The sequence below is a fragment of the Streptomyces sp. NPDC024555 genome, assembly GCF_055559335.1.
Genome location: NZ_JBVHKV010000022.1, coordinates 71,534 through 97,648 on the forward strand (window position 1 = coordinate 71,534; position 26,115 = coordinate 97,648).

A 26,115-nucleotide genomic window follows, 5' to 3' on the forward strand; every position below is an offset into this window, starting at 1 on the left:
TCACCGGTCCAGCCCGTCGAGGAACTTGAAGATCTCGTCGTCGGAGGCGGCGTCGACGTCGTCGATCACCGCGTCCGGCGCCACGGGCGCCGGCGCCGGGGCGCCGGGCCCGGCCACCCGGTCCAGCAGGTCGCGCAGCCGGCTCTCGACGGCGCCGCGCAGCTCGTCGTCGGCGGTCGTGTCGGGCAGGTTGGCGCCGAGCTTCTCCAGCTCCAGCAGGAGCGGGGCCAGGACGCGCGCGCTGTCCGACGGGAAGATCTCGTCGAGGTGCGCGGCGAGCGCGGCCGGGGTCGGGTAGTCGAAGAGCAGGGTCGCGGGCAGGGTGAGACCGGTGGCCTTGCCGAGCCGGTTGCGCAGTTCGACGGCGCTGAGCGAGTCGAAGCCCATCTCCAGGAATCCCCGGTCCATGTCGACGCGTTCGCCGGGCCCGTAGGCGAGGACGACGGCCGCCTCGTCGCGGACCAGGCCGGTCAGGGCGCGGGCCCGCTCGGGTCCGGTCATGCCCGCGAAGCGGTCGGCCGGGGCCTCGGGGGCGCTCTCCCGCACGGTGTGCGCGGCGGCCGGCCGGGACGCGGCCCGGACGAGTCCGCGCAGCAGCGGCGGCACCTGCTCGGCGTCCAGCCCGTCCAGCGACAGCCGGACCGGTACGAGGACCGCCTCGTCGACGGTGCGCGAGGCGTCGAGCAGTTCCAGCCCCTCGGCCGTGGACAGCGAGACGATGCCGGCGCGGGCGAACCGTGCGTGGTCGGCCGCGTCGAGCTTCCCGGTCATCGTGCTCAGCTCGGTCCACGGCCCCCAGCACAGGGAGACCGCGGGCAGTCCGAGGGCCCTGCGGTGGACGGCCAGCGCGTCCAGGAAGGCGTTCCCGGCGGCGTACGCGCCCTGTCCCGCGCCGCCGAACGTGGAGGCGATGGAGGAGAACAGCACGAACGCGTCGAGGTCCAGCTCCGCGGTGAGGTCGTGCAGGTTCACGGCGGCGTCGGCCTTGGGCGCGAGCACCCCGTCGATCCGCTCCGGGGTCAGCGAGGTGATCACCCCGTCGTCGACGACGCCCGCGGCGTGCACGACCGCGGTCAGCGGGTGCGCGGCGGGGACGGCGTCGAGCAGCCGGCGCAGCGCGTCCCGGTCGGCGGCGTCGCAGGCGGCGACCGTCACCTCGGCGCCCAGGCCGGTGAGTTCGGCCTCCAGCTCGGCGGCCCCCGGTGCGGCGGATCCGCTGCGGCTGATGAGCAGCAGCCGGCGTACACCGTGCTCGGTGACGAGGTGGCGGGCGACCAGCCGGCCGAGGGTGCCGGTGGCTCCGGTGACCAGGGTGGTGCCGGCGGGGTTCCAGACGGGGGCCGCGGCGGGCTCCGCGTCCTGCCGGACCCGGGCCAGCCGGGCCATCAGCGCGGTGCCGCCGCGCAGCACGGTCCGCGGCTCGTCGGAGGTGAGCGCGGCGGCCAGGGCGGCGGCCGCCGGTTCGCCGTCCTCGATGTCGAGGAGGGCGAAGCGGCCGGGGTGTTCGGTGATCGCGGCCCGGACCAGTCCGTGGACGGTGGCGGCGGGCAGATCGGTCAGTTCGGTGTCGGAGCCGACGGCGACGGCGCCCCGGGTCACGAGGACGAGCCGGGACCCGGCGAGCCCCGCGTGGCCGAGCCAGCCCTGCACCAGCTCCAGGGCCCAGTGGGTGGCCTCGCGGGCCGCGGCGGCCGGTTCGCCGTCGAAGGCCGGGACGGCGATCAGGACCCGGTCGGGGGCGGCGGTGCCGGTGGCGACCGCGTCGGCCAGACCGGACAGGGACGGGTACGGGGTGAGGACGACGGCCCGGCCGAGGGCGGCCGTCGGGCCGGACGACGCGGCGTCCCCGACGACGGCCCAGGCGTGGCCGCGCGGTTCGGCGGCCGGGAGCGGCTGCCAGGCGGTGCGCATCAGCAGATCGGTGCGCGGACCGGCCGCCGCCGTACCGCTGACCGGGCGGAACGCCAGCGCGTCGGCGGACACGGCCGGGGTGCCGGCCGGGTCCCAGGCGCGGACGGACACGGTGTTCTCACCGATGTCCGTGAGCGCGACCCGCAGGACCGTGGCGCCCGTGCTGTGCAGGGCGGCCCGCTGCCAGGAGAACGGGACGACACTGCGCCCCGCGTCACCGAGCGCGCCGAGGGACACCGCCTGGAGGGCGGCGTCGAGCAGCGCCGGGTGGAGGCCGAAGCCGGTGGCGTCCGTGCCCTCGGGCAGGGACACCTCGGCGAAGACCTCGGCGTCCCGGCGCCAGGCGGCGCGCAGCCCCTGGAACACCGGCCCGTAGTCGCTGCCGGCCTCGGCCAGCCGCCCGTAGAAGCCGTCGAGGGCGACGGGGTCGGCGCCGGCCGGCGGCCAGGCCTCGGGGGCCGGTCCGGCGGCCGGGGTGCCGGGCAGCAGGGTGCCGCCCGCGTGGCGCCGCCACGGCGCGTCGGCGCCCTCGCCGTCGGCCCGGGAGTGCACCTCGACCGTACGGGCCCCGTCCGCGTCGGCGGCGCCCACCCGGACCTGGACCTGCACGGCCCCGGTCTCCGGGAGCACCAGCGGCTCCTGGAGCGTCAGTTCGCCGACACCGCCGCAGCCGACCTGGTCACCGGCGCGCACGGCGAGTTCGAGGAACGCCGTGCCGGGCAGGAGCGCGCGGCCGGCGATGACGTGGTCGCCGAGCCAGGGGTGGTTCCGGCGCGAGAGCCGGGCCGTGAACAGCGCGCCGTCGTCGGCGAGCCGCACGGCGGCGCCGAGCAGCGGGTGGCCCGCCGCGTCGAGTCCGGCTTCCCGCACATCGCCCGAGGGCCGTGCGTCCAGCCAGTAGCGCTGGCGCTGGAAGGGGTAGGTGGGCAGTTCGGCGGGCGGGGTGTCCGGCAGCAGGGCCGGCCAGTCGCAGCCGCCGCCGTGGACGTACAGCTCGGCGAGGGCCCCGAGCGCGGAGCGCGTCTCGTCGCGGCCCCGGCGCAGCAGCGGCACGACCGTGCCGGGGGCGTCGTCGGCACGGCAGTCCCGGGCCATCGCGGCGAGCACGGCGTCGGGCCCGACCTCCAGGAAGCGGGTGACGCCCGCCTCGGAGAGGGTGCGGACGCCGTCGGCGAACCGGACGGCGCCGCGCAGCTGGTCCACCCAGTACGCGGGCGTGCACAGGCGGTCGGCCGTGGCGGTCTCCCCGGTCACGTCCGACACCAGCGGGATCGTCGGCGGTGACATCGGTATGTCCCGGACGATCTCGGCGAAGCGGTCCAGCATCGCGTCCATATGGGGCGAGTGAAACGCATGGCTGACCCGCAAACGCCTAGTCTTTCTGCCGAGTTCGGCGAAGTGGGCGGCGATCCGGTCGACCTCGGCGGTGTCGCCGGAGACCACGACGGCGTCCGGGGCGTTGACCGCGGCGACCGCGATCCGGTCCTCCAGGCCCGCGAGCAGCGCCAGCACCTCGTCCTCGGTGGCGGCCAGGGCGGCCATCGCACCCCCGGCGGGCAGTTCGCCCATGAGCCGGCCCCGTGCCACGACCAGGCGGCAGGCGTCGGGAAGGGTGAAGACCCCGGCCAGATGGGCGGCGGCCAGTTCGCCGACGGAGTGCCCGATCAGGTAGTCGGGGCGGACGCCCCAGGACTCCAGGAGCCGGTACAGCGCGACCTCGACGGCGAACAGCGCCGGCTGCGTGTACTCGGTGCGGTCGAGCAGTCCGGCCCGCTCCCCGTCCTCGGCGGCGAACACGATGTCGCGCAGCGGCAGCGGGAGTTCCAGGTCCACATGGGCGCAGACCTCGTCGAAGGCGTCGGCGTACACGGGGAACGTCCCGTACAGCTCGCGGCCCATGCCGAGCCGCTGCGCACCCTGGCCGGAGAACAGGAACGCGGTGCGTCCGCCGCTCGCCGTACCGGCGGCCGAGGGGGCGGTGGTGCGCCCGTCCAGCCAGGCGTCGAGTTGCTCGCGCAGCCCGGCGCGGTCGCCGCTCCAGGCCACGAGCCGGTGCTCGAAGCGGGAACGGGCCGCGAGCGCGCGCCCGATGGCCGCGAGGCCGGTCTCCGGGCGCCGGTCGAGCACGTCCTTCAGCCGGTCGACCTGCTGGGTCAGCGCGGCGGCGTTGCGGGCGGACAGGACGAACGGCAGCGGTACGGCTCCGTCGGCGGGGCCGTCCTCGCCGGTGGCGGGTGCGGCCGGTTCCGCCGGGGCCTGCTCGATGATCATGTGGACGTTGGTGCCGCTGACGCCGAACGAGGAGACGGCGGCGCGGCGGGGCGTGTCGCCCTCCGGCCAGGCGCGGGCCTCGGTGAGCAGCCGTACGGTGCCCGCCGACCAGTCGACGTGCGGGGTCGGCTCGGAGGCGTGGAGCGTGCCCGGCATGGTGCCGTGCCGCATGGCCAGCACGGTCTTGATGACCCCGGCCACGCCGGACGCCGCCTGGGTGTGCCCGATGTTGGACTTGACCGAGCCGAGCCACAGCGGCCGGTCGCCGGAGCGGCCCTGCCCGTACGTGGCGAGGAGCGCGTCGGCCTCGATCGGGTCGCCGAGCGAGGTGCCGGTGCCGTGGGCCTCCATCAGGTCCACGTCGGCGGGGCTGAGCCCGCCGTTGGCCAGGGCCTGCCGGATGACCCGCTGCTGGGCGAGCCCGTTGGGCGCGGTCAGCCCGTTCGACGCGCCGTCCTGGTTGACCGCGCTGGCGCGCACCACCGCGAGGACGGGGTGCCCGTGGCGCCGTGCGTCGGACAGCCGCTCGACGAGGAGCATGCCGACGCCCTCGGCCCAGCCGGCCCCGTCCGCGTCGGCGGAGAAGGCCCGGCAGCGCCCGTCGGGCGAGAGGGCGCCCTGCCGGCTGAACTCGATGAAGGTGTCCTGGGTGGACATCACGGTGACCCCGCCGGCCAGCGCCATGGCGCATTCGCCGGAGCGCACGGACTGGGCGGCCAGGTGCAGGGCGACCAACGAGGACGAGCAGGCGGTGTCCACGGTGACGGCGGGCCCTTCGAGCCCGAAGGTGTACGCCACCCGGCCCGAGGTCACACTGGACGCGCTGCCGGTGGCGAGCTGCCCCTCGAACTCGCTCGGGACGCCGAGGAGCCGGTGCCCGTAGTCGTTGTAGTTCGAGCCGACGAACACGCCGACGGGGGTGCCCTTCACCGTCGCCGGGTCGATCCCGGCCCGTTCGAACGCCTCCCACGAGGTCTCCAGCAGCAGCCGGTGCTGCGGGTCGATGGCGGGCGCCACCCGGGGCGAGATCCCGAAGAACACCGGGTCGAACGCGCCGACGTCCCGCAGGAATCCGCCGCCCCGGGCGTAGTACGTGCCGGGCCGGTCCCGGTCCGGGTCGTAGTGTCCCTCCAGGTCCCAGCCCCGGTCCGTGGGGAACTCCGTCACGGCGTCGCCGCCCTCGGCCAGCAGCTGCCAGAACTGTTCGGGGGTCTCGATCCCGCCGGGGAAGCGGCAGCCCATCCCGACGATGACGACCGGGTCGTCCTCGCCGCCCGCCGGCACGGCGGCCGGAACGGGGAGGGCGGCGGGCGCCGCACCGGACTCCTGGCCGAACAGCTGCTCGTACAGGTGCTGGGCGAGCGGTCCGGCGGCCGTGTGGTCGAAGACCACGGTGACGGGCAGGCGCAGCCCGGTGACGGTGTTGAGCCGGTTGCGCAGTTCGACGGCGGTGATGGAGTCGAAGCCGAGGTCGCGCAGGGCCCGGTCGGGGTCGACGGCCTCGGGCCCGGTCAGCCCGAGCACGGCGGCGGCCTGGGTGCGGACCAGCGTGGACAGGGCCTGCTCGCGCTCGGCGGGCGTCCGTCCGGCGAGCCCGGCGGCGAAGCCCTCCTCGGCCGGTTTGGCGGCGGTGCCGGTCGCCGGGGCGGGGTGCGCCTCGGGCAGCCGGTCGAGGACCTTCCCGGCGCGGCCCGCCGTGCAGTTCGGGCCGAAGACCGGCCAGTCGATGTCACCGACCATGAGGTAGCCCAGATCGTGGTCGAGGGCGTGGCCGATCGCGCGCAGGGCCGTCTCGGGCGCCATCGGCGCGACCCCGCTGCGGCCCATCCGCTCGGCCATGTCCCCGGTGGCGAGCCCGACCCGCGCCCAGGCGCCCCAGGCCAGCGAGGTGGCCGGCAGCCCCTCGGCCCGCCGGCGCAGGGCCAGCGCGTCGAGATACGCGTTGGCGGCGGCGTAGCTGCCCTGGCCGGGGCCGCCGAGCGTCCCGGCCATCGAGGAGAGCAGGACGAAGGCGTCGAGCCCGGCGTCCTTGGTGAGTTCGTGCAGGTGGTGCGCGGCGACGGCCTTGGGGCCGAGCACCGTGCGGACGCGGTCCGGGGTCAGTTCGTCGATCAGGCAGTCGTCGAGGACGGCCGCCGCGTGCACGACGCCGGTGAGCGGCACATCGGCCGGTACGGCGTCGAGGACGGCGCGCAGCGCCTCCCGGTCGGTGACGTCGCAGGCGGCGATCGTCACCCGGGCGCCGAGGCCGGTCAGCCGCTCCGTCAGTTCGGCGGCGCCCGGGGCCCGGTCGCCGCGCCTGCTGGTCAGCACCAGGTGCTCGGCCCCGTTCTCCGCGAGCCATGCGGCGATCTCGGCCCCGACACCGCCGGTGCCCCCGGTGACGAGCACGGTGCCGGTGGGACGCCAGTCCCGTACGGGGGTCAGCGCGGCCAGCGGCTTGCGGACCAGGCGGCGTACGTACGTACCGCCGGCCCGCACGGCGAGCTGGTCCTCGCCGTCGGGTGCGGTCAGCGCCCGGACGAGCCGTTCGGCGGCCCGTGCGTCGGGGGCGTCCGGCAGGTCGACCAGGCCGCCGAACCGCTGCGGGTACTCAAGGGCGGCGATCCGCCCCAGCCCCCACAGCCGGGCCTGGCCGGGGTCGACGGTGCGGTCGGAGGCGCCGACGGAGACGGCGTCCTGGGTGGCGAGCCAGAGCGGGGCGGTGAGGCCCGCGTCCCCGAGGGCCTGGACGAGCAGCGCGCTCCGTTCGAGGTCCGTCTCCCGGCCGGAGGCCAGGAGGGAGAGCACCCCGGTGCTGTCGGACCCGGCCTCGCGCAGGTGCGCGGCCAGCCCGGCCCGGTCGGTGGCGGTCACCTCGGCGACCCGCACCCGGGCGCCGGCGGCGCCCAGGACCTGCGCGGCCCGGTCCGCCCAGCGGTGCCCGCCGTCCGCGACGAGCAGCAGCCACCGCTCACCGTCGAGGCGCGGGGCCGCGCCGTGCGGAAGGGGCTGCCACTGGACGTCGTAGAGCCAGGAGTCCACTTCGGATTCCTGACGCCTGCGGCGGCGCCAGTCGGAGAGCGCGGGCAGCAGCGTCGCGATCGGCGCGGCGTCCTCGACGCCCAGCGTCGCGGCGAGCGCGTCCGCGTCCTCGCCCTCGACCGCCGCCCAGAACGCGGCGTCGACCGGCGCGGACGCGTCCTCCGGGGCGGCGGACTCGTCCTCCAGCCAGTAGTGCCGGTGCTGGAAGGCGTACGTGGGAAGGTCGACGAGCGCCGGGCGGGTCTCCGGGAACGCGGCCGTCCAGTCGACGTCCACACCGTGCACCCACAGCTGGGCGACGCCCGCGAGGAAGCGGTCGAGCCCGCCGTCGTCGCGCCGGAGCGACCCGGTGACGACGCTCCGGTCGGCCATCTCCTCGATCGCGGCGGAGAGGACGGGGTGGGACGAGACCTCGACGAAGACGCCGTAGCCGTCGCCCGCCAGCTTCTCGATCGCCTGGGCGAAGCGGACCTGGGAACGGAGATTCGTCACCCAGTAGTCGGTGGTCATGTCCGAGCCGTCGGTGAACTCACCCGTCACCGTCGACAGCAGCGGAATCGTCCCGGCCTGCGGGGTGATCCCCGCAAGACTGGTCGTCAGCTCGTCGTGCAGGACATCCATCGCGGGCGAGTGGGAGGCGTAGTCCACGGCGATACGACGGGCACGCAGCCCCAGCTCCACACACCGGGCGACCGCTTCCTCCACAGCCTCGATCTCACCCGAAATAACCACCTGCGAGGGCCCGTTGACGGCAGCAACCGAGACCCGGTCACCCCATTCCGCAAGGATCTCCTCGACCTGGGTGACCCCGGCACCGACCGACGCCATCGTCCCGTTACCACTGGCCAGCCCAGCAATCGCCCGACTCCGCACGCACACGATCCGCAGCGCGTCCTCAAGCGACAACGCACCCGCCACATACGCTGCAGCAATCTCACCCTGCGAATGCCCGACCACAGCGGAAGGCGTCACCCCGTACGACCGCCACACCTCCGCGAGCGCGACCATCACCACGAAGGACGCGGGCTGGACCACATCCACCCGCTCCAGCGACGGCGCCTCCGGGCTGCCGCGCAGCACATCGGTCACCGACCAGTCCACCAACCCGCCCATCGCAGCCTCACACGCGGCCACGACCTCGGCGAACACCGGCGACTCGTCCAGGAGTTGGGCACCCATGGCCACCCACTGCGCACCCTGGCCCGGGAAGACGAAGACCGAGCGGCCCACCGGGCCGGTCACGCCGGACACCACCTGGCCGGCGGGCTCGCCCGCGGCGAGGGCCGCGAGGCCGGAGCCGTACGAACCCAGCACCACCGCACGGTGCTCGAACCGCGCCCGGGTCGTCGCGAGGGACCAGCCCACCGCGACCGGGTCGGTGTCCTCCGCGAGGATGCCGAGCGCCGCCGCCTGCTCGCGCAGGGCCTCGGCGCTGCGGCCGGAGAGCAGCCACGGGGCGACCGGCGGGATCTCGGCGTACGGCGTCGCGGGAAGGTCCTCGTCGGGGGCCTCCTCCAGGATCACGTGGACGTTCGTCCCGCTCATCCCGAAGGCCGACACGCCCGCGCGCCTGGGCTGTTCGCCGCGCGGCCACGGACGGGCCTCGGCAAGGAGTTCGATCGCGCCGGCCTCCCAGTCCACGCGGGAGGACGGCGTCCCGAGGTGCAGGGTCTTCGGCATCACACCGTGCCGGAGGGCGAGGATCATCTTCATGACGCCCGCCGCACCGGCGGCGAGCTGGGTGTGGCCGATGTTGGACTTGACCGAGCCGAGCCACAGCGGCTGGTCGGCCGGGCGGTCCTTGCCGTACGTGGCGAGGAGGGCCTGCGCCTCGATCGGGTCGCCGAGCTTGGTGCCGGTGCCGTGGGCCTCGACGATGTCCACGTCGGCGGAGGTGAGGCCGGAGTTGGCGAGGGCCTGGCGGATGACGCGCTGCTGGGACGGGCCGTTGGGGGCGGTCAGACCGTTGGAGGCGCCGTCCTGGTTCATGGCCGAGCCACGGAGGACGGCGAGGACCTGGTGGCCGTGGCGCCGGGCGTCCGACAGCCGCTCCACCACGAAGAGGCCGACGCCTTCCGAGAGGCCCATGCCGTCCGCGTCCTCGGAGAACGCCTTGGACCGGCCGTCCTCCGCGAGGCCGCGCTGACGGCTGAAGCCGATGAACCCGTCCGGGGTGGAGGCGATGGAGGCCGCCCCGGCCAGGGCCAGCGAACAGGTGCCGGACCGCAGCGCCTGGACGGCGAGATCGAGGGCGACGAGGGCCGAGGAGCAGCCGGTGTCGAGCGTGACGGCCGGGCCTTCGAGACCGAGGGTGTACGAGATCCGGCCGGAGGCGATGCTCGGGCCCGTACCGGTCAGGAGGTGGCCCTCCATGCCCTCGGGCAGCCGGCGCACGGCACTTCCGTAGCCGCCGTTCCCGGCGCCGATGAACACACCGCACTCGCTGCCGCGCAGGCTGTGCGGGTCGATCCGGCCGTGCTCGATCGCCTCCCACGAGACCTCCAGCAGCAGCCGCTGCTGCGGGTCCATGGCCAGCGCCTCACGCGGCGAGATCCCGAAGAACGTAGGGTCGAAGTTGCCCGCGTCGTGCACGAACCCGCCGGAGCGGACGTAGGTGCGGCCCTCCTCGTCGGGGTCGGGGCTGAAGATCCGGTCGAGGTCCCACCCACGGTTGTCGGGGAAGGCGCTCAGGATCTCGTCCTCGGCGGTGACCAGCCGCCACAGGTCCTCCGGCGCGTTGATCCCGCCGGGGAACCGGCAGCTCATCCCGACGATCGCGATGGCGTCGTCGCTGTCCGCCCCGGGGGCGGCGGCGACGGCCCGGGGCTCGGGCGCGGCCCCGCCGAACAGTTCCTCGTCGAGGTGGCGCACCAGCCGGGCGACGTTGGGGTAGTCGAAGACGAGCGTGGCGGCGAGCTTGAGCCCGGTGGCGGCGACCAGGGCGTTGCGCAGGGCCACCGCGAGGAGCGAGTCGAAGCCGAGTTCGCGCAGCGGCCGGCCCTCCTCGATGGCCTCCGGGGAGGAGTGCCCGAGGACGGTGGCGGCGTGGGACCGTACGAGGTCGCGCAGGGCGCGCTCGCGCTCCTCCTGCGGGAGGGGCCGCAGCCGCTCGCGCAGCGCGTTGTCGTCGGCCGTCTCCTCGCGGGCCGTGGGCGCGGCGTTGCGCTCCAGGTAGGCCCGGACCTCCGGGACGCCGTCGAGCAGGGGGCGTTCGCGCATGGCGGTGAACGCGGGCGTGAACGCCTCCCAGTTCACCTCGCCGATCGCCAGGAACTCCTCGTCGTCGGCCATGGCCTGCCGCAGTCCGGCCATCGCGGTCTGCGGGTTCATGAACGCCAGACCGCGCCAGTTGAGCGATCCCGGGTCCACCTTGTCGGCCATGCCGCCGTCGTCCGCGGACCAGAGGCCCCAGGCGATGGTGGTGCCGGTGAGGCCCCGGGCGCGGCGGCTGCGGGTGACCGAGTCGAGGTAGGCGTTGCCCGCCGAGTACGAGCCGTGCTCCCCGGCGCCCCAGAGCGCGGCCACGGAGGAGTAGAGGACGAACGCGTCGAGGGTGTCCCGGTCGAAGAGCCGGTCGAGGTTGGCGGTACCGGCGAGCTTCGCCTCCGCACCGGCCGCGAACTCGTCCAGGTCCGTCCCGGTCAGCGCGGCGAGGTGGCCGACGCCCGCGCAGTGGATGACCGTACGGATCGGCGGCCCGTCGGCCTCGACCTCGTCGACCATGCGCGCGAGGTCGTCGTAGTCGCAGACGTCGCACTGCGTGACGGTGATCCGGGTGCCGGTGGCGCCGAGTTCCTCGACGAGTTCGGCGACCCCGGGCGCGTCCGCGCCCCGCCGCGAGGTCAGCACCAGGTGCTCCGCACCGGCCTCGATGAGCCAGCGGGCCGCGTGCGCGCCCAGACCGCCCGTACCGCCGGTGATCAGCGCCGTCCCGCTCGTACGCCACGGCTCGCGCGCCTTCTCCCGCAACGGGTCCCGCCGCAGCCGGCGCAGGAGGGCCCCACCGTTCCGGATGGCGAACTGGTCCTCCACACCGTCGGAGGCGACCACGTCCAGGAAGCAGTCCAGGTCTGCCGCGTCCACGGATTCGGGGAGGTCGACCAGACCGCCCCACCACTGCGGGAACTCCAGCCCGAAGACCAGCCCGAGGCCCCAGCTGCTGCCCTGGACGGGATGCTCCACCCGGTCCCCGCGCACGGCGGAGATCGCGCCGCGCGTGCACATCCACACCGAGACCCGCTGGTCCCAGTCGGCCAGTGCCTGCGTCAGCAGCACGTTCAGCGCCAGCCCGACCGTCAGCGCGGGACGCTCGGCGCAGATCTCCTCGTCGAAGGCCAGCAACGACACCACACCGACGGCCCCGGACTGCTCGGCCAGCAGGCCGCCCAGCCGCTCACGGTCCACATCGGCGGGGAGCACCAGCTCCACCGCCTCCGCACCCCGCGCCCCGAGACCCTGCACCACGGCCTCGGCGTCGGCGCCCCGGGCACCGGCGGAACTCACCACCAGCCAGCGGCCCGAAAGCCGCCCGCCGGCGGCGACCGCCTCCCCCGGCACCCAGTCCACGGCGTACCGCCACGCGTCCAGCGTGGAGGCCTCGGCGCGGCGCATCCGCCAGGCGTGGAGGGCCGGGAGCATCGCGCTCAGCGGCGTCTCCTCCTCGACGCCCAGTTCGTCGGCGAAGGCCTGTGCGTCTCCGCTGCCGACGGCCGCCCAGAACTCGGCGTCCACGGGGCTCGGCTCGCTCAGCGGGACGGTGGAGTCGTCCTCCAGCCAGTAGTGCTGACGCTGGAAGGGGTACGTGGGCAGGGCCACGGGCGCCGGGCGGGGGGCCGGGAAGGCGGCCGTCCAGTCGATGTCCACACCGCGCACCCAGAGTTCGGCGGCGCCCGCGAGGAAGCGGTCGAGCCCGCCGTCGTCGCGGCGCAGCGACCCGGCGACCACACCCGGCTCCACCCCGGCCCGTTCGGCGGCCGCCTCGGCGATCTCCTGCACGGCGGCGGTCAGCACGGGGTGCGAGGAGACCTCGACGAAGACGCCGTAGCCCTTCCCCGCCAGCTTCTCGATGGCCTGGGCGAAACGGACCTGGGAACGGAGATTGGTCACCCAGTAGTCGGTGGTCATGTCGGAGCCGTCGGTGAACTCACCCGTCACCGTCGACAGCAGCGGAATCGTCCCGGCCTGCGGGCTGATCCCCGCAAGACTGCTCGTCAGCTCGTCGTGCAGGACATCCATCGCGGGCGAGTGCGACGCGTAGTCCACCGCGATACGACGCGCCCGCAACCCCAGCTCCACACACCGGGCCACGGCCTCTTCCACGGCCTCGACCTCACCCGAAATAACCACCTGCGAGGGCCCGTTGACAGCGGCGACCGACACCCGGCCGCCCCATGCCTCCAGAATCTCCTCGACCCGGTCCACCCCGGCACCGACGGACGCCATCGTCCCGTTACCACTGGCCAGCCCGGCAATCGCCCGGCTCCGCACGCACACGATCCGCAGCGCGTCCTCAAGCGACAACGCACCCGCCACATACGCAGCGGCGATCTCCCCCTGCGAATGCCCGACCACAGCGGAAGGCGTCACTCCGTACGCCTGCCACACCGCAGCCAGCCCGGCCATCACCACGAAGGAGGCGGGCTGGACGACATCGACCCGCTCCAACGACGGCGCGTCCGGGCTGCCGCGCAGGACATCGGTCACCGACCAGTCCACCAGCCCGCCCATCGCGGCCTCACACGCGGCCACGACCCCGGCGAACACCGCCGACTCGTCCAACAGCCGGGCCCCCATGGCCACCCACTGCGCACCCTGGCCGGGGAACACGAAGACCGACCGGCCCACCGGACCGGCCACCCCGGACACCACGGTGGCCGACGGCTCGCCCGAGGCCAGCGCGTTCAGCGCGGACTCGTACGAGCCCAGCACCACGGACCGGTGCTCGAACCGCGCCCGGGTCGTGGCCAGCGACCAGCCGACGGCGGCCGGGTCGGCGTCCAGGGCGGTCGGCGATCCGAGGAGGGCCGCCTGTTCCCGCAGCGCGGACGCGCCCCGGCCGGACAGGACCCACGGCACGACCGCCGGGGCCGGGGCCGGTGTCGCGGGCGCGTCCTCGGCGGGGGGCTCCTCCAGGATCAGGTGGACGTTCGTCCCGCTGACGCCGAAGGCGGAGACGCCCGCGCGCCTCGGCTGCTCGCCGCGCGGCCACTCCCGGGCCTCGGTCAGCAGCTCCACCGCTCCGGCCGTCCAGTCCACGCGCGAGGACGGGGTGCCGACGTGCAGGGTGCGGGGCAGTTCGCCGTGGTGCAGGGCGAGGATCATCTTCATGATGCCCGCGACACCGGCGGCGGCCTGGGTGTGGCCCAGGTTGGACTTGACCGAGCCGAGCCACAGCGGGCGGCCCTCGGGCCGGTCCTGGCCGTAGGTGGCGAGCAGGGCCTGGGCCTCGATCGGGTCGCCGAGCTTCGTGCCCGTGCCGTGGGCCTCGACGACGTCGATGTCCGCGCCGGTCAGGCCGGAGTTGGCGAGGGCCTGGCGGATGACGCGCTGCTGGGAGGGCCCGTTGGGGGCGGTGAGGCCGTTGGACGCGCCGTCCTGGTTCATGGCGGAACCACGGACGACGGCGAGGACCTGGTGGCCGTTGCGGCGGGCGTCCGACAGGCGCTCCAGGACGAAGACGCCCGCGCCCTCGGAGATGCCCATGCCGTCCGCGTCCTCGGAGAACGCCTTGGACCGGCCGTCCTCCGCGAGGCCGCGCTGGCGGCTGAACTCGATGAATCCGAGCGGCGAGGATCCGATGGAGGCCGCCCCGGCCAGGGCCATCGTGCACTCACCGGTCAGCAGGGCCTGGGCCGCCAGCCGTACGGCGACGAGGGCCGAGGAGCAGCCGGTGTCGACGGTGACCGCCGGGCCCTCCAGACCGAGGGTGTACGAGATCCGGCCGGAGGCGATGCTCGTCGCCGTCCCGGTGAGGAGGTGGCCCTCCACGCCTTCCGGGAGCTGGCGCAGCCCGGTGCCGTAGCCGCCGTTTCCGGCGCCGATGAACACACCGCACTCGCTGCCGCGCAGGCTGTGCGGGTCGATCCGGCCCTGCTCGATGGCCTCCCAGGCCGTCTCCAGGAGCAGCCGCTGCTGGGGGTCCATGGCCAGCGCCTCGCGCGGCGAGATGCCGAAGAAGGCGGGGTCGAAGTCGCCGGCGTCGCGGACGAAGCCGCCCGTGCGGACGTAGCTGTGGCCCTCGTTGTCCGGGTCGGGGTCGAAGAGCCGGTCGAGGTCCCAGCCCCGGTTGTCGGGGAAGCCGCCGAGCACTTCGCCGCCGGCCGCGACGAGCTGCCACAGCGCCTCGGGGGTCTCGATGCCGCCGGGGAAGCGGCAGCCCATGCCGATGATCGCGATGGCGTCGTCGGCGTCGGCTCCCCGGGTGGCTATCTGGGCGATCGCGGGCTCGGCGCCGGGCTGTTCGCCGAAGAGGGTCGCGTGCAGGTGCTCGGCGAGGCGGGTGACGTTCGGGTGGTCGAAGACGAGGGTGGTGGCGAGCTTGAGGCCGGTGTCGGCGATCAGGGCGTTGCGCAGCTCCACTGCGAGGAGCGAGTCGAAGCCGAGGTCGCGCAGCGGGCGTCCCTCGTCGATGGCGTCCGGGGAGGAGTGTCCGAGGACGGTGGCGGCGTGGGACCGTACGAGGTCGCGCAGGGCGCGCTCGCGCTCCTCCTGCGGCAGGGGGCGCAGCCGTTCGCGCAGGGTGTCCGCCCCGGTGGTGTGCGGGTCGGCCGCGTCGTCCGGGCCGGTGCCGAGCGCCGCGCGGGCCTCCGGGACGCCCTCGATCAGCGGGCGGGGGCGGGCGGCGGTGTAGGCGGGGGTGAAGGCGTCCCAGTCCACGTCGCCGATGGCGAGGAACGGCCGCCCGTCGGCCATCGCCCGGCGCAGCCCGTCGATCGCGGTGCGCGGGTCCATGGGGGTGAGGCCGTGCCAGTTGAGCGTTCCGGTGTCGACGGTGCCGCCGAGTCCGGTGCCGTCGTCCGTGGCCCACAGGCCCCAGGCGATCGTCGTGCCGGTGAGGCCCCGGGCCCGCCGGTTGCGGGTGACGGCTTCGAGGTACGCGTTTCCGGACGCGTACGAGCCGTGTCCGCCTGCTCCCCAGACGGCGGCCACGGAGGAGTAGAGGACGAACGCGTCCAGCTCCGTGCGGTCGAAGAGCCGGTCGAGGTGGGCGGTCCCGGCGAGCTTGACGTCCGCCCCGGCCGCGAACGCGTCCAGGTCCGTGCCGGTGAGCGGGGCGGTCCCGCCGACTCCGGCGCTGTGCACGACCGTGCGGATCGGCGGGCCGTCCGCCTCGATCCGCTCGACGAGCCGGGTCAGGGCCGCCGCGTCGGACACGTCGCAGGCGGCGACGGTGATCCGGGTGCCGGTGGCGCCGAGTTCCTCGACGAGTTCGGCGACCCCGGGCGCGTCCGCGCCCCGCCGCGAGGTCAGCACCAGGTGTTCGGCACCGGCCTCGATGAGCCAGCGGGCCGTGTGCGCGCCCAGGCCGCCCGTACCGCCGGTGATCAGCGCCGTTCCGCTCGTACGCCACGGCTCCCGCGTCCCGGGACCCTGCGGCTCGCGCCGCAGCCGGCGTACGAGGGCGTCGCCGCCGCGAACGGCGATCTGGTCCTCCACGCCGTCGGAGGCCACGACGTCCAGGAAGCGGTCCAGGTCCCCCGGGGTCGTCGCCTCGGGAAGGTCGACCAGGCCGCCCCACCACTGCGGGAACTCCAGCCCGAAGACCAGCCCGAGACCCCAGGTGCTGCCCTGGAGCGGGTGCCCGACCTCGTCACCCCGTACGGCGGAGATCGCGCCGCGCGTACACATCCACACCGAGACCGGCTGGTCCCGGTCGGCGAGCGCCTGGGTCAGCAGCACGTTCAGTGCCAGCCCGACCGTCAGCGCGGGGTGCTCGGCGCAGACCTCCTCGTCGAAGGCCAGCAACGACACCACACCGACGGCCCCGGACTGCTCGGCGAGCAGGCCGCCGATCCGTTCGCGGTCCGCGTCGGCGGGGAGCACCAGCTCCACCGCCTCCGCACCCCGCGCTCCCAGACCCTCGACCACGGCGTCGGCGTCGGCGCCCCGGGCACCGGCGGAACTCACCACCAGCCAGCGGCCCGAGAGCCGCCCACCAGCGGCGATCGCGCTTCCCGGCACCCACTCCACTCCGTAGCGCCATGCGTCCAGCGGGTCGGCGGTGGGGCGTGCCGGTGCGTTCCGGTCCTCCAGCCAGTAGTGGCGGCGCTGGAAGGCGTAGGTGGGCAGCTCGGCGACCTGGGCGCCCGCGGGGGCGAAATAGGCCGCCCAGTCGACGTCGGCGCCGTCCGCCCAGAGGCGGGCCAGGGCCGTGACGGCGGTGGTGGGTTCGGGGCGGCTGCGGTGCAGGGCGGGGACCGCGAGCGCGTCACCGTCGTACGTCTCGTCGATCGCGCCCACGAGGCTCGCGTCCGGGCCGAGTTCGAGGAGCCGGGTGACGCCGAGGTCCCTGAGGCGGGTGAGGGCGTCGGCGAAGCGGACGGTGCCGCGCACCTGGTCGGCCCAGTAGGCGGCGGTGAACTCGGTGACGGTTTCACCGGTCAGCGTCGACACGATGGGGATGCGGGGTGCCGCGTACGTCAGCTCGTCCGCCGCTGCCCGGAACTCGGCCAGCATCGGGTCCATCAGCGCCGAGTGGAACGCGTGGCTGACCTCCAGCCACCGCGACTGACGGTCGGTGAGCCGCGCGGCGACGGCCTCCACGGCTTCGCGGGTGCCGGAGACGACGACCTGGCCGGGGGCATTGACCGCTGCCAGGGACGCACCCTCCACCAGCAGCGGAGAGACCTCGTTCACCGTCGCGCGTACGGCCCACATCGCACCGCCGGAGGGCAGCGCCTGCATGAGACCGGCGCGGGCCGAGACCAGGCGGGCGGCGTCCGCGAGGGACAGCACCCCGGCCACATGCGCGGCGGCCAGCTCACCCACCGAGTGACCGACGAGATAGTCAGGGCGGACACCCCACGACTCGACCAGGCGGAACAGCGCCACCTCGACGGCGAAGAGAGCCGGCTGCGCCCAACCGGTGTTCTTCAGCGCCTCCGCGTCGCCGTCCATCACCTCGCGCAAACCGTCGAAGTGCGCACACACCTCGTCCAATGCCTCCGCGAACACCGGGAAGGCATCGGCCAGTTCACGGCCCATGCCGAGCCGCTGGCCGCCCTGGCCGGAGAACACGAAGGCGGTGGAGCCGTCGCCGGCCGTCGCGGTCACCGTGCCGGGGAGGGGTTCTCCGGCCGCGAGGGCGGCGAGCCGGATCCGCAGGTCCTCGGCGTCCGTGGCGAGGACGACGGCGCGGTGGTCGAGGGCGGTGCGGGTGGTGGCCAGGGACAGGCCGAGGTCCGCCGGGTCCAGGGCGGCGGCCACCGGGGCGAGCCGTGCGGCCTGGGCGGGCAGGGCGGAGGCGGTCCGGGCGGAGACCGGCCACGGGACGACGGGAAGGGCGGACCGGGGAGCGGCGGCCGGAGCGTCCGTGTCCGACCCGTCCGCGTCGGTCTCGTCCGGGGCTTCCTCAAGGATGACGTGCGCGTTCGTCCCGCTGGCGCCGAACGAGGAGACCCCGGCCCGGCGCGGCTGCTCGCCGCGCGGCCAGGACCGCTCCTCGGTGAGCAGTTCGACGGCGCCGGAGGACCAGTCGACGTGGCTGGAGGGGTTCTCGGCGTGCAGGGTGCGGGGCAGCAGTCCGTGCCGCATCGCGAGGACCGTCTTGATGACCCCGGCGATACCGGACGCGGCCTGGGTGTGGCCGATGTTGGACTTCACGGAGGCGAGGAGGAGCGGCCGGTCGTCGGGGCGGCCCACGCCGTACGTGGCGAGGAGGGCCTGCGCCTCGATCGGGTCGCCGAGGGAGGTGCCCGTGCCGTGCGCCTCGACGGTGTCCACCTCGGACGAGGCGACTCCGGCGTTGGTCAGGGCCTGGCGGATGACGCGCTGCTGCGAGGGGCCGTTGGGGGCGGTCAGGCCGTTGGAGGCGCCGTCCTGGTTGACGGCCGAGCCGCGCACGACGGCGAGGACGTGGTGGCCGTGGCGCCGGGCGTCGGAGAGGCGTTCCAGGAGCAGGACGCCGATGCCCTCGCCCCAGCCGGTGCCGTCGGCGTCGTCGGAGAAGGCCTTGACCCGGCCGTCGACCGCGAGCCCGGACTGGCGGCTGAACTCGGTGAAGTTGCGGGTCGAGCCCATCACGGTGGCACCGGCCGCGAGGGCCAGGGAGCATTCGTCGTTGCGGAGCGCCTGCACCGCGAGGTGGAGGGCGACCAGGGAGGACGAGCACATGGTGTCGACGGTGACGGCGGGGCCCTCCAGCCCCAGGGTGTACGCGATACGTCCGGAGAGGACGGCGCCCGAACCGCCGGTCAGCAGATGGCCCTCGACGCCTTCGGGGGCGGTGCGGACGCCTTCCCCGTAGCCCTGGTGGCTCGCTCCGACGAAGACGCCCGCCCGTGTGCCGCGCAGCCGCTCGGCGTCGAGGCCGGCCCGTTCGACGGCCTCCCAGGACGTCTCCAGGAGCAGCCGCTGCTGCGGGTCCATGGCCAGCGCCTCGCGCGGCGAGATCCCGAAGAAGTCGGCGTCGAACGCGGCGGCGCCGGGCAGGAACGCGCCGTTGCGGGTGTAGCTGGTGCCCGGGTGCGCGGGGTCGGGGTGGTAGAGCCCGTCCAGGTCCCAGCCCCGGTCGCCGGGCAGTTCGCCGACGAGGTCGGAACCGGCGGCGATCAGGTCCCAGAACTCCTCGGGGGTGTCGGCGCCGCCGGGGAAGCGGCAGGCCATCGACACGATCGCGATGGGCTCGGTCCGCTGGTCCTCCAGCTCCCTGACCCGCCTGCGCGTCGTCTGCAGGTCCGCGGTGACGCGGTTCAGATAGTCCCGCAGCCGCTGTTCGTTCGCGCCACTGCTCATCGGATGCCCAACTCCCGGTCGATCAGGTCGAAGATCTCGTCGTTCGTCGCCGCTGCAAGGTCCTGGTGCGGGGCGTCGGTCGGTGCGGCCGCCACCGGTACGGTCCGGCGCAGCAGGGCGGCCAGCCGGCCGTCCAGGTCCAGGCGGGTCCATTCCTCGTCCGGAAGCGCCGCCAGCCGCGCCTCCAGCTGGGTCAGCCCGGTGAGTACGTCGTCGGTCCCGCCGCCCAGTTCGTCGCGCAGCCGGCGGGCGAGCGCGGCGGGGGTGGGGTGGTCGAAGACGAGGGTGGCGGGCAGTTTCAGGCCGGTCGCCGTGTTGAGGCGGTTGCGGAACTCCAGGGCCGTCAGGGAGTCGAAGCCGAGTTCCTTGAAGGCCCGGCGGGGCCGGATCTCCTCCGGGCGTCCCGCCTTGAGGACGGCGGCGGCCTCCCGGCGGACGAGGTCCACCAGGGTGCTCTCCTGTTCGTCGGCGCTCAGGCCGGCGAGCCGGTCCGCGAGGGCCGTGGACGCGTCGGCGCGGGCCTTGCCCGCCGTGTCGCCCGGTCCGGACGCGGTCTCCGCCCCGGCCCGGTCGGCGGCCTCGGTGAGGGCGGCGACGAGGCGGCGGTCGCGCGTCATGGTGTAGAGGGGGAGGAAGCGGCTCAGGTCGATGGAGGCGACGGCGAGGGTGGTGTCGCCGTTGCCGACGGCGAGGGCCAGGGCCCGTACGGCCGCTTCGGGCCGCATCAGGCGCATGCCGCGCCGGGTGAGGAGGTCGGAGACCTCGCCCTCGACCATGCCACCGCCGTCCCAGGCGCCCCAGGCGATGGCCGTGGCGGTCTCGCCGCGGGCGCGTCGTTGCTGCGCGAGGGCGTCGAGGTAGGCGTTGGCGGCGGCGTATCCGGCCTTGCCCGCGTCGCCCCAGGTGCCGGCGCCGGAGGAGAACAGCACGAAGGCGTCCAGGTCCAGTCCGGCGGTCAGGGCGTCCAGGTGGCGGGCGCCCTCGGCCTTGCCGCGCAGGATGCGGGCGAGGCCGTCGGCGGACTGCTCGCGGACGGGGATCTCGGGCTGGGTGAGCCCGGCGGTGTGGACGACGGCGGTCAGCGGTTCGGCCGGGTCGACGGAGGCCAGGAGGGCGGCGGCCTCGTCCGCGTCGCCGATGTCGCAGGCGGCGACCGTCACCCGGGCGCCGAGCGCGGTCAGTTCCTCCGTCAGCGCGGCGGCGCCGGGGGCGTCGGCGCCCCGGCGGCTGGTCAGCAGCAGGTGCGCGGCGCCGTTGCGGGCGGCCCAGCGGGCCACGTGGGAGCCGAGGGCGCCGGTGCCGCCGGTGATCAGGACGGTGCCGCGCGGGCGCCACGGGGCGGCGGCGGGTGCCGGGTCCCGGACGAGGCGCCGGGCGAGGACGGCGGGGCCGCGCAGGGCGACCTCGGTCTCCCCGGTCGTCCCGGACAGCACCTCGGCGAGCCGGCCGAGGGCGTCGTCGTCGAGCCGGTCCGGGAGGTCGACCAGTCCGCCGAGCCGGTCGGGTTCGTCGAGCCCGAGGACCACGCCGATCCCCCACACCTGGGCCTGTACCGGGTGGCGTACGGGGTCGTCGTCCGAGGGTCCGACGGCGCCCCGGGTGGCCAGCCACAGCGGGGCGTCCGGGGTCAGGGCCCGGACGCAGGCGAGGGTGTCGGCCAGTCCGGTGGAGAGCGCCGGCTCGTCGGGGCGGGGGCGGTCGTCGAGGGCGGCGAGCGAGAGCACGCCGTCGACGCGGGCGGGGAGCCGGGCGGTGCCGCCGGTCAGTTCCCGTACGCCGACGGGGTGGACGGTCGCGCCGTGTGCGGCGAGTCCGTCGAGGACGGTCCGCACGAGGGCGGTGTCCACCCCGGCGTCGGGGGTGACGACGAGCCAGTCGCCGGTGAGGGCGGTGGCGCCGGTGGCCGGGACCGGGGTCCAGGTGACGCGGTAGCGCCAGCCGTCGACGAGCGCGCGTTCCCGCTGGGCGGCGGTGTCGGCGGGGGCCTCGATCCAGTGGCGGCGCCGCTGGAAGGGGTAGGCGGGCAGGTCCACGCGGGAGCCGGGTGCGGTGGTGAACGCCCGGTCCCAGTCGACGGGGACGCCGCGCACCCAGGCCTCGGCCAGCGAGAGCAGGAAACGGTCGCCGCCTCCGTCGTCGCGGCGCAGGGAGCCCACGGCGAAGGCGTCCTCGCGGCCGTCGAGGGTCTCCTCCACGGCGGCGAGCAGCACCGGGTGCGGGCTGCTCTCGATCCAGGCGTCGTAGCCCTCGGCGGCGAGTGCGCCCACGGCGTCGGCGAAGCGGACGGGGCGGCGCAGGTTGGCGCACCAGTAGGCGGCGTCGAGCGCGGCCGTGTCGATCCACTCGCCGGTGACGGTGGAGTAGAAGGGGATGCGGGGCGGGCGCGGTGCCACCGGGGCGAGCAGGGCGGCCAGTTCGTCCAGGACGGGTTCCACGTGGGCGCAGTGCGAGGCGTAGTCGACGGGGATCGTCCGGACCCGGATCTCGCGTTCCTTGCAGACGAGGGCCAGGTCCTCCAGGGCGTCGCGGTCGCCGGAGAGGACGACGGAGGAGGGCCCGTTGACGGCGGCGACGGAGAGCCGTTCCCCGTATGGGGCGAGCAGCGCGTCGATGCGATCCTGGGGCAGGGCGACGATGGCCATGGCACCGCGCCCGGTCACCTTGGTCAGCACCTTGCTGCGGACGCAGACGACGCGGGCGGCGTCCTCCAGGGTGAGAGCTCCGGCGACGCAGGCGGCGGCGATCTCGCCCTGGGAGTGGCCCACCACGGCGGCGGGCTCGACGCCGTACGCCTGCCAGAGCGCGGCGAGCGACACCATGACGGCGAACGAGGCGGGCTGGACGACGTCGACCGCGTCCAGGGAAGGCGCGCCGGGCGCCCCGGCCAGCACCTCGGTCAGCGACCAGTCGACGTACGGGGCCATGGCCGTCTCGCACGCGGCGAGGCGTGCGGCGAACACCGGGGACCAGCGGGCGAGTTCGACGGCCATGCCGGCCCACTGGGCGCCCTGGCCGGGGAAGACGAACACGGTGCGGCCGACGGGCCCGGCCGCGCCGGAGACGAGCTGCCCGGCGGGTTCGCCGGCCGCGAGGGCGGTGAGGGCGGGGCCGGGCTCCCCGACGACGACGGCGCGGTGCTCGAACCGTGCGCGGGTCGCGGCGAGGGCGTGTGCGGTGTCGTAGGGGTCGGCGGTGCCGGCCAGTGGGGCGAGGGCGGCGGCGAGGGCGCGCAGCGCCTCGGGTTCGCGGGCGGACAGCAGCCAGGGGACGGCGCCCTCGGGCCGGGCGTCGGCGGGGGCGGCCGGTTCGGGGGCCTCCTCCAGGATCACATGGGCGTTGGTGCCGCTGATGCCGAAGGCGGAGACACCGGCCCGGCGCGGGCGGTCCTGGGCCGGCCACGGCACGGGGTCCGTCAGCAGCCGGACCTCACCGGCCGACCAGTCGACGCGCGAGGTGGGCTCGGCGACGTGCAGGGTCTTCGGCAGAGTCTCGTGCCGGAGTGCCTGGACCATCTTGATGATGCCGACGACTCCGGCCGCGGCCTGGGTGTGGCCCACGTTGGACTTGACGGAGCCCAGCCAGAACGGCCGCCCGTCGGGCCGGTCCTGGCCGTAGGTGGCGATCAGGGCCTGCGCTTCGATGGGGTCGCCGAGCCTGGTGCCGGTGCCGTGCGCCTCGACCGCGTCCACGTCGGCGGCCGTCAGACCGGCCGTCGCGAGGGCCTGCCGGATGACGCGCTGCTGGGCGGGGCCGTTGGGGGCGGTCAGTCCGTTGGACGCGCCGTCCTGGTTGACGGCGCTGCCGCGCACCACGGCGAGGACGCGGTGGCCGTGGCGCCGGGCGTCGGACAGCCGCTCCACGAGGAGGACGCCCACGCCCTCGGCCATGCCGAAGCCGTCGGCGTCCTCGGCGAAGGACCGGCAGCGGCCGTCGGCGGACAGGGCGCGCTGCCGACTGAAGCTGATCATCGGGGTGGGCGTCGACATCACCGACGCGCCCGCGACCAGGGCGAGTTCGCATTCGCCGGAGCGCAGGGCACCGGCGGCCATGTGCAGGGCCACCAGCGACGAGGAGCAGGCGGTGTCGATGGTGAGGGCGGGGCCGGTGAAGCCGAAGGTGTACGAGAGGCGGCCGGAGGCGACGCTCGGCGCGCCGCCGGTGACGTGGTAGCCCTCCAGCTCGCCGGGCATGCCGTGCAGCCGGCCGTAGTCGCTGGCGAGGATTCCGGCGAAGACCCCGGTGGCGCTGCCCTTGAGGTCGGCGGGGACCATTCCGGCGTTCTCGAACGCCTCCCACGAGGTCTCCAGCAGCAGCCGCTGCTGCGGGTCCATGGCCAGCGCCTCGCGGGCGGAGACGCCGAAGAAGTCGTGGTCGAACTCGGCGGCCCGGTGCAGGAATCCGCCGCCCCGGGTGTAGCTGGTGCCGTGCCGGTCGGGGTCGGGGTCGTAGAGCGACTCGATGTCCCAGCCCCGGTCCGTGGGCAGGCCGCCGACGGCGTCCCCCTCGTCCACGAGCAGCCGCCACAGCGCCTCCGGTCCGTCGACGCCGCCGGGCAGCCGGCAGGACATGCCGACGATGGCGAGCGGTTCGTCGTCGGCGCCCGCGGCACGGGCCGGTGCGTCGCCGTCCGGGGCGGGCCGCACGCCCAGGGCCTCGCGCCGCAGGTGCTCGGCGAGCAGGGCGGGGGTCGGGTGGTCGAAGACGAGGGTGGTGGGCAGCCGGGTGCCCAGCGCCTTGGCGAGCCGGTCGCGCAGCCCGACGGCGGTGAGCGAGTCGAAGCCGAGTTCCTTGAACGCCCGGTCGGCGGCGAGGTCCTTGGGTTCGCTGTGGCCGAGCACCTGCGCGGTGTGCCGGCGCACCAGGTCCAGGACCAGATCGCGCTGGGCCTCCTCGGTGAGGCCGGCCAGCTCGGCGCGCAGGGCGGAGGCGGGTGTGCCGGGGTCGTCGGCGGGGGCCGGGTCCGCCGGGGCGGCGACCAGTTCGCGGAGCAGCGGGCTGGGGCGGGTGGCGGTGAAGACGGGGGCGAAGCGCTCCCAGTCGACGTCGGCGACGACGATCGCCGTCTCGTCGTGGTCCAGGACGGTCATCAGGTCGTCGAGTGCCGGGTCCGGTTCGAGCAGCGGCAGCCCGGTGGCGGCCAGGGCCGCCTCCCGGTCCTCGTCGATCATGCCGCCGCCGCTCCAGGGGCCCCAGGCGACGGACGTGGCGGAGAGCCCGCGGGCGCGCCGCCGGACGGCCAGGGCGTCCAGGCAGGCGTTCGCCGCTCCGTACGCGGCGTGGTCGGCGACGCCCCAGGTGGCGGAGATCGAGGAGAACAGCACGAACGCGTCGAGCGGGGTGTCCGTGAGCAGGTCGTCCAGGAGGCGTGCGCCCTCGGCCTTGGCGGCCATGAGGGCGGGCAGGTCCTCGGGGGCGAGGTCGCCGAGCGGGGCGAGTTCGCAGACGCCCGCGGCGTGGAACACGGCGGTCAGCGGATGGTCCGCGCCGATGGAGTCGAGCAGGGCGGCCAGGGCGGCGCGGTCGGTGACGTCGCCGGTCGCGGCCGTCAGTCCGGCGCCCGCCTCGCGCAGTTCGCTGGCGAGCCGGGCCATCTCCTCGGGGTCGCCGCCGCCCCGGCTGAGCAGGACGACATGGGCGGCCCCGCCCTCCGCGAGGCGGCGGGCGAGCCGGCGGCCGAGTGCCCCGGTGCCTCCGGTGATCAGGACGGTGCCGCTCGGGGTGTACGTCCGCCGCCCGGTGGCGGGGCGCAGGGCCCGGACCAGCCGGCGGGCGAACACGGCGGCGGGCCGGATCGCGATCTGGTCCTCGTCGCCGTGCCCGGTGAGGACGGCGGCCAGCCGTTCGCGGACCCGGCCGTCCCAGCGCGGCGGCAGGTCGACGAGACCGCCCCAGGTACGGGGGTGCTCGACGGCCGCCGCGCGCCCCACGCCCCAGACGGCGGCGGGCGCCGGATCGGGGGCCGGGTCGGAGGGGCCGGTGGACACGGCGCCCCGGGTGGCGCACCACAGTTGGGCGGTGAGTCCCGCCCGGTCCAGGGCGCGCACCAGCGCCACGGTCGCGGCCACGCCCGGTGCGACATCACGCGCACCGTCCGGGCCGGCGGCCGCACCGTCCGGAGCCGCGGTCGCGGCCACACCCGACGCGACGCCCGGCACACCGTCCGGGCCGATGGCCGAGGAGTCCCCCGACGCACCGTCCAGAGCCATGGTCGCGGCCACGTCCGACGCACCGTCCGGGCCCACGGTCGCGGCCGCTCCCGGCGCGGCTTCCTCCGCACCGTCCAGGGCCAGCAGGGACAGCACCCCGGTCACGTCCACGCCTTCGGCCGCGCGGGCGAGGGCCGCCGCGTCCGGCGCGCCGTCCGGCAGCCGGCACAGCACGACGTCGGCACCGGCCGCGCGCAGCGCGTCGGCGGCCTCGTCGTGGTCGGCGGACGGAGCGGCCGGGGCGACGAGCAGCCAGGTGCCCGCGGCCGGGGAAGCGGGGGCGTCGGCCAGCGGCCGCCAGACGACGTCGTAGCGCCGGTCCCCGGCCGGGAGGGCCGGGGCCGCGGCGGTCGGGACGCTGGCGGGCGGCGTCCACCAGTAGCGGCGGCGGGCGAACGGGTAGGTGGGCAGATCGGTCCGGCGTCCGCCGGTACCGGCGAGGAGGCCGTCCCAGTCCGGCTCCACCCCGTGGACGTGCAGCTGGGCGAGCGCGGTACGGAGCCGGCGCTCGCCGCCGTCGCCGCGGCGCAGCGAGGCGACGGCGGCTCCGTCGTCGGCCCCGGCGCTCTCCAGCGTCTGCTGGATGCCGATGGTCAGCGTCGGGTGCGGGCTCGACTCCAGGAAGATCCGGTGCCCGGACGCGGCGAGGGACCGTACGGCCTCCTCGAAGCGGACGGTGCCGCGCAGGTTCCGGTACCAGTAGTCGCCGGTGAGTTCGGTGCCGTCCAGGACCGTGCAGGTGAGCGTGGAG

2 protein-coding genes (1 of these 2 running past the window's edge) are annotated in these 26,115 nt (G+C 75.5%); both read right to left on the minus strand.

The features are described from left to right. Positions 1 to 19,158, minus strand: coding sequence for a type I polyketide synthase (locus ACZ4FH_RS30730; RefSeq protein WP_467309044.1), 19,158 nt, complete (start codon positions 19,156 to 19,158; stop codon positions 1 to 3). Continuing rightward, a protein-coding gene (locus ACZ4FH_RS30735) for an SDR family NAD(P)-dependent oxidoreductase (protein WP_467309046.1) crosses the window boundary here: on the minus strand, positions 19,155 to 26,115 show its 3' portion. Its footprint extends 5,354 nt past the window's final position; the window shows 6,961 of its 12,315 coding nt (coding positions 5,355-12,315); its start codon lies off the right edge, out of view — the gene reads right to left on this strand; it ends in the stop codon at positions 19,155 to 19,157. The genes ACZ4FH_RS30730 and ACZ4FH_RS30735 overlap by 4 nt, the downstream gene beginning before the upstream one ends.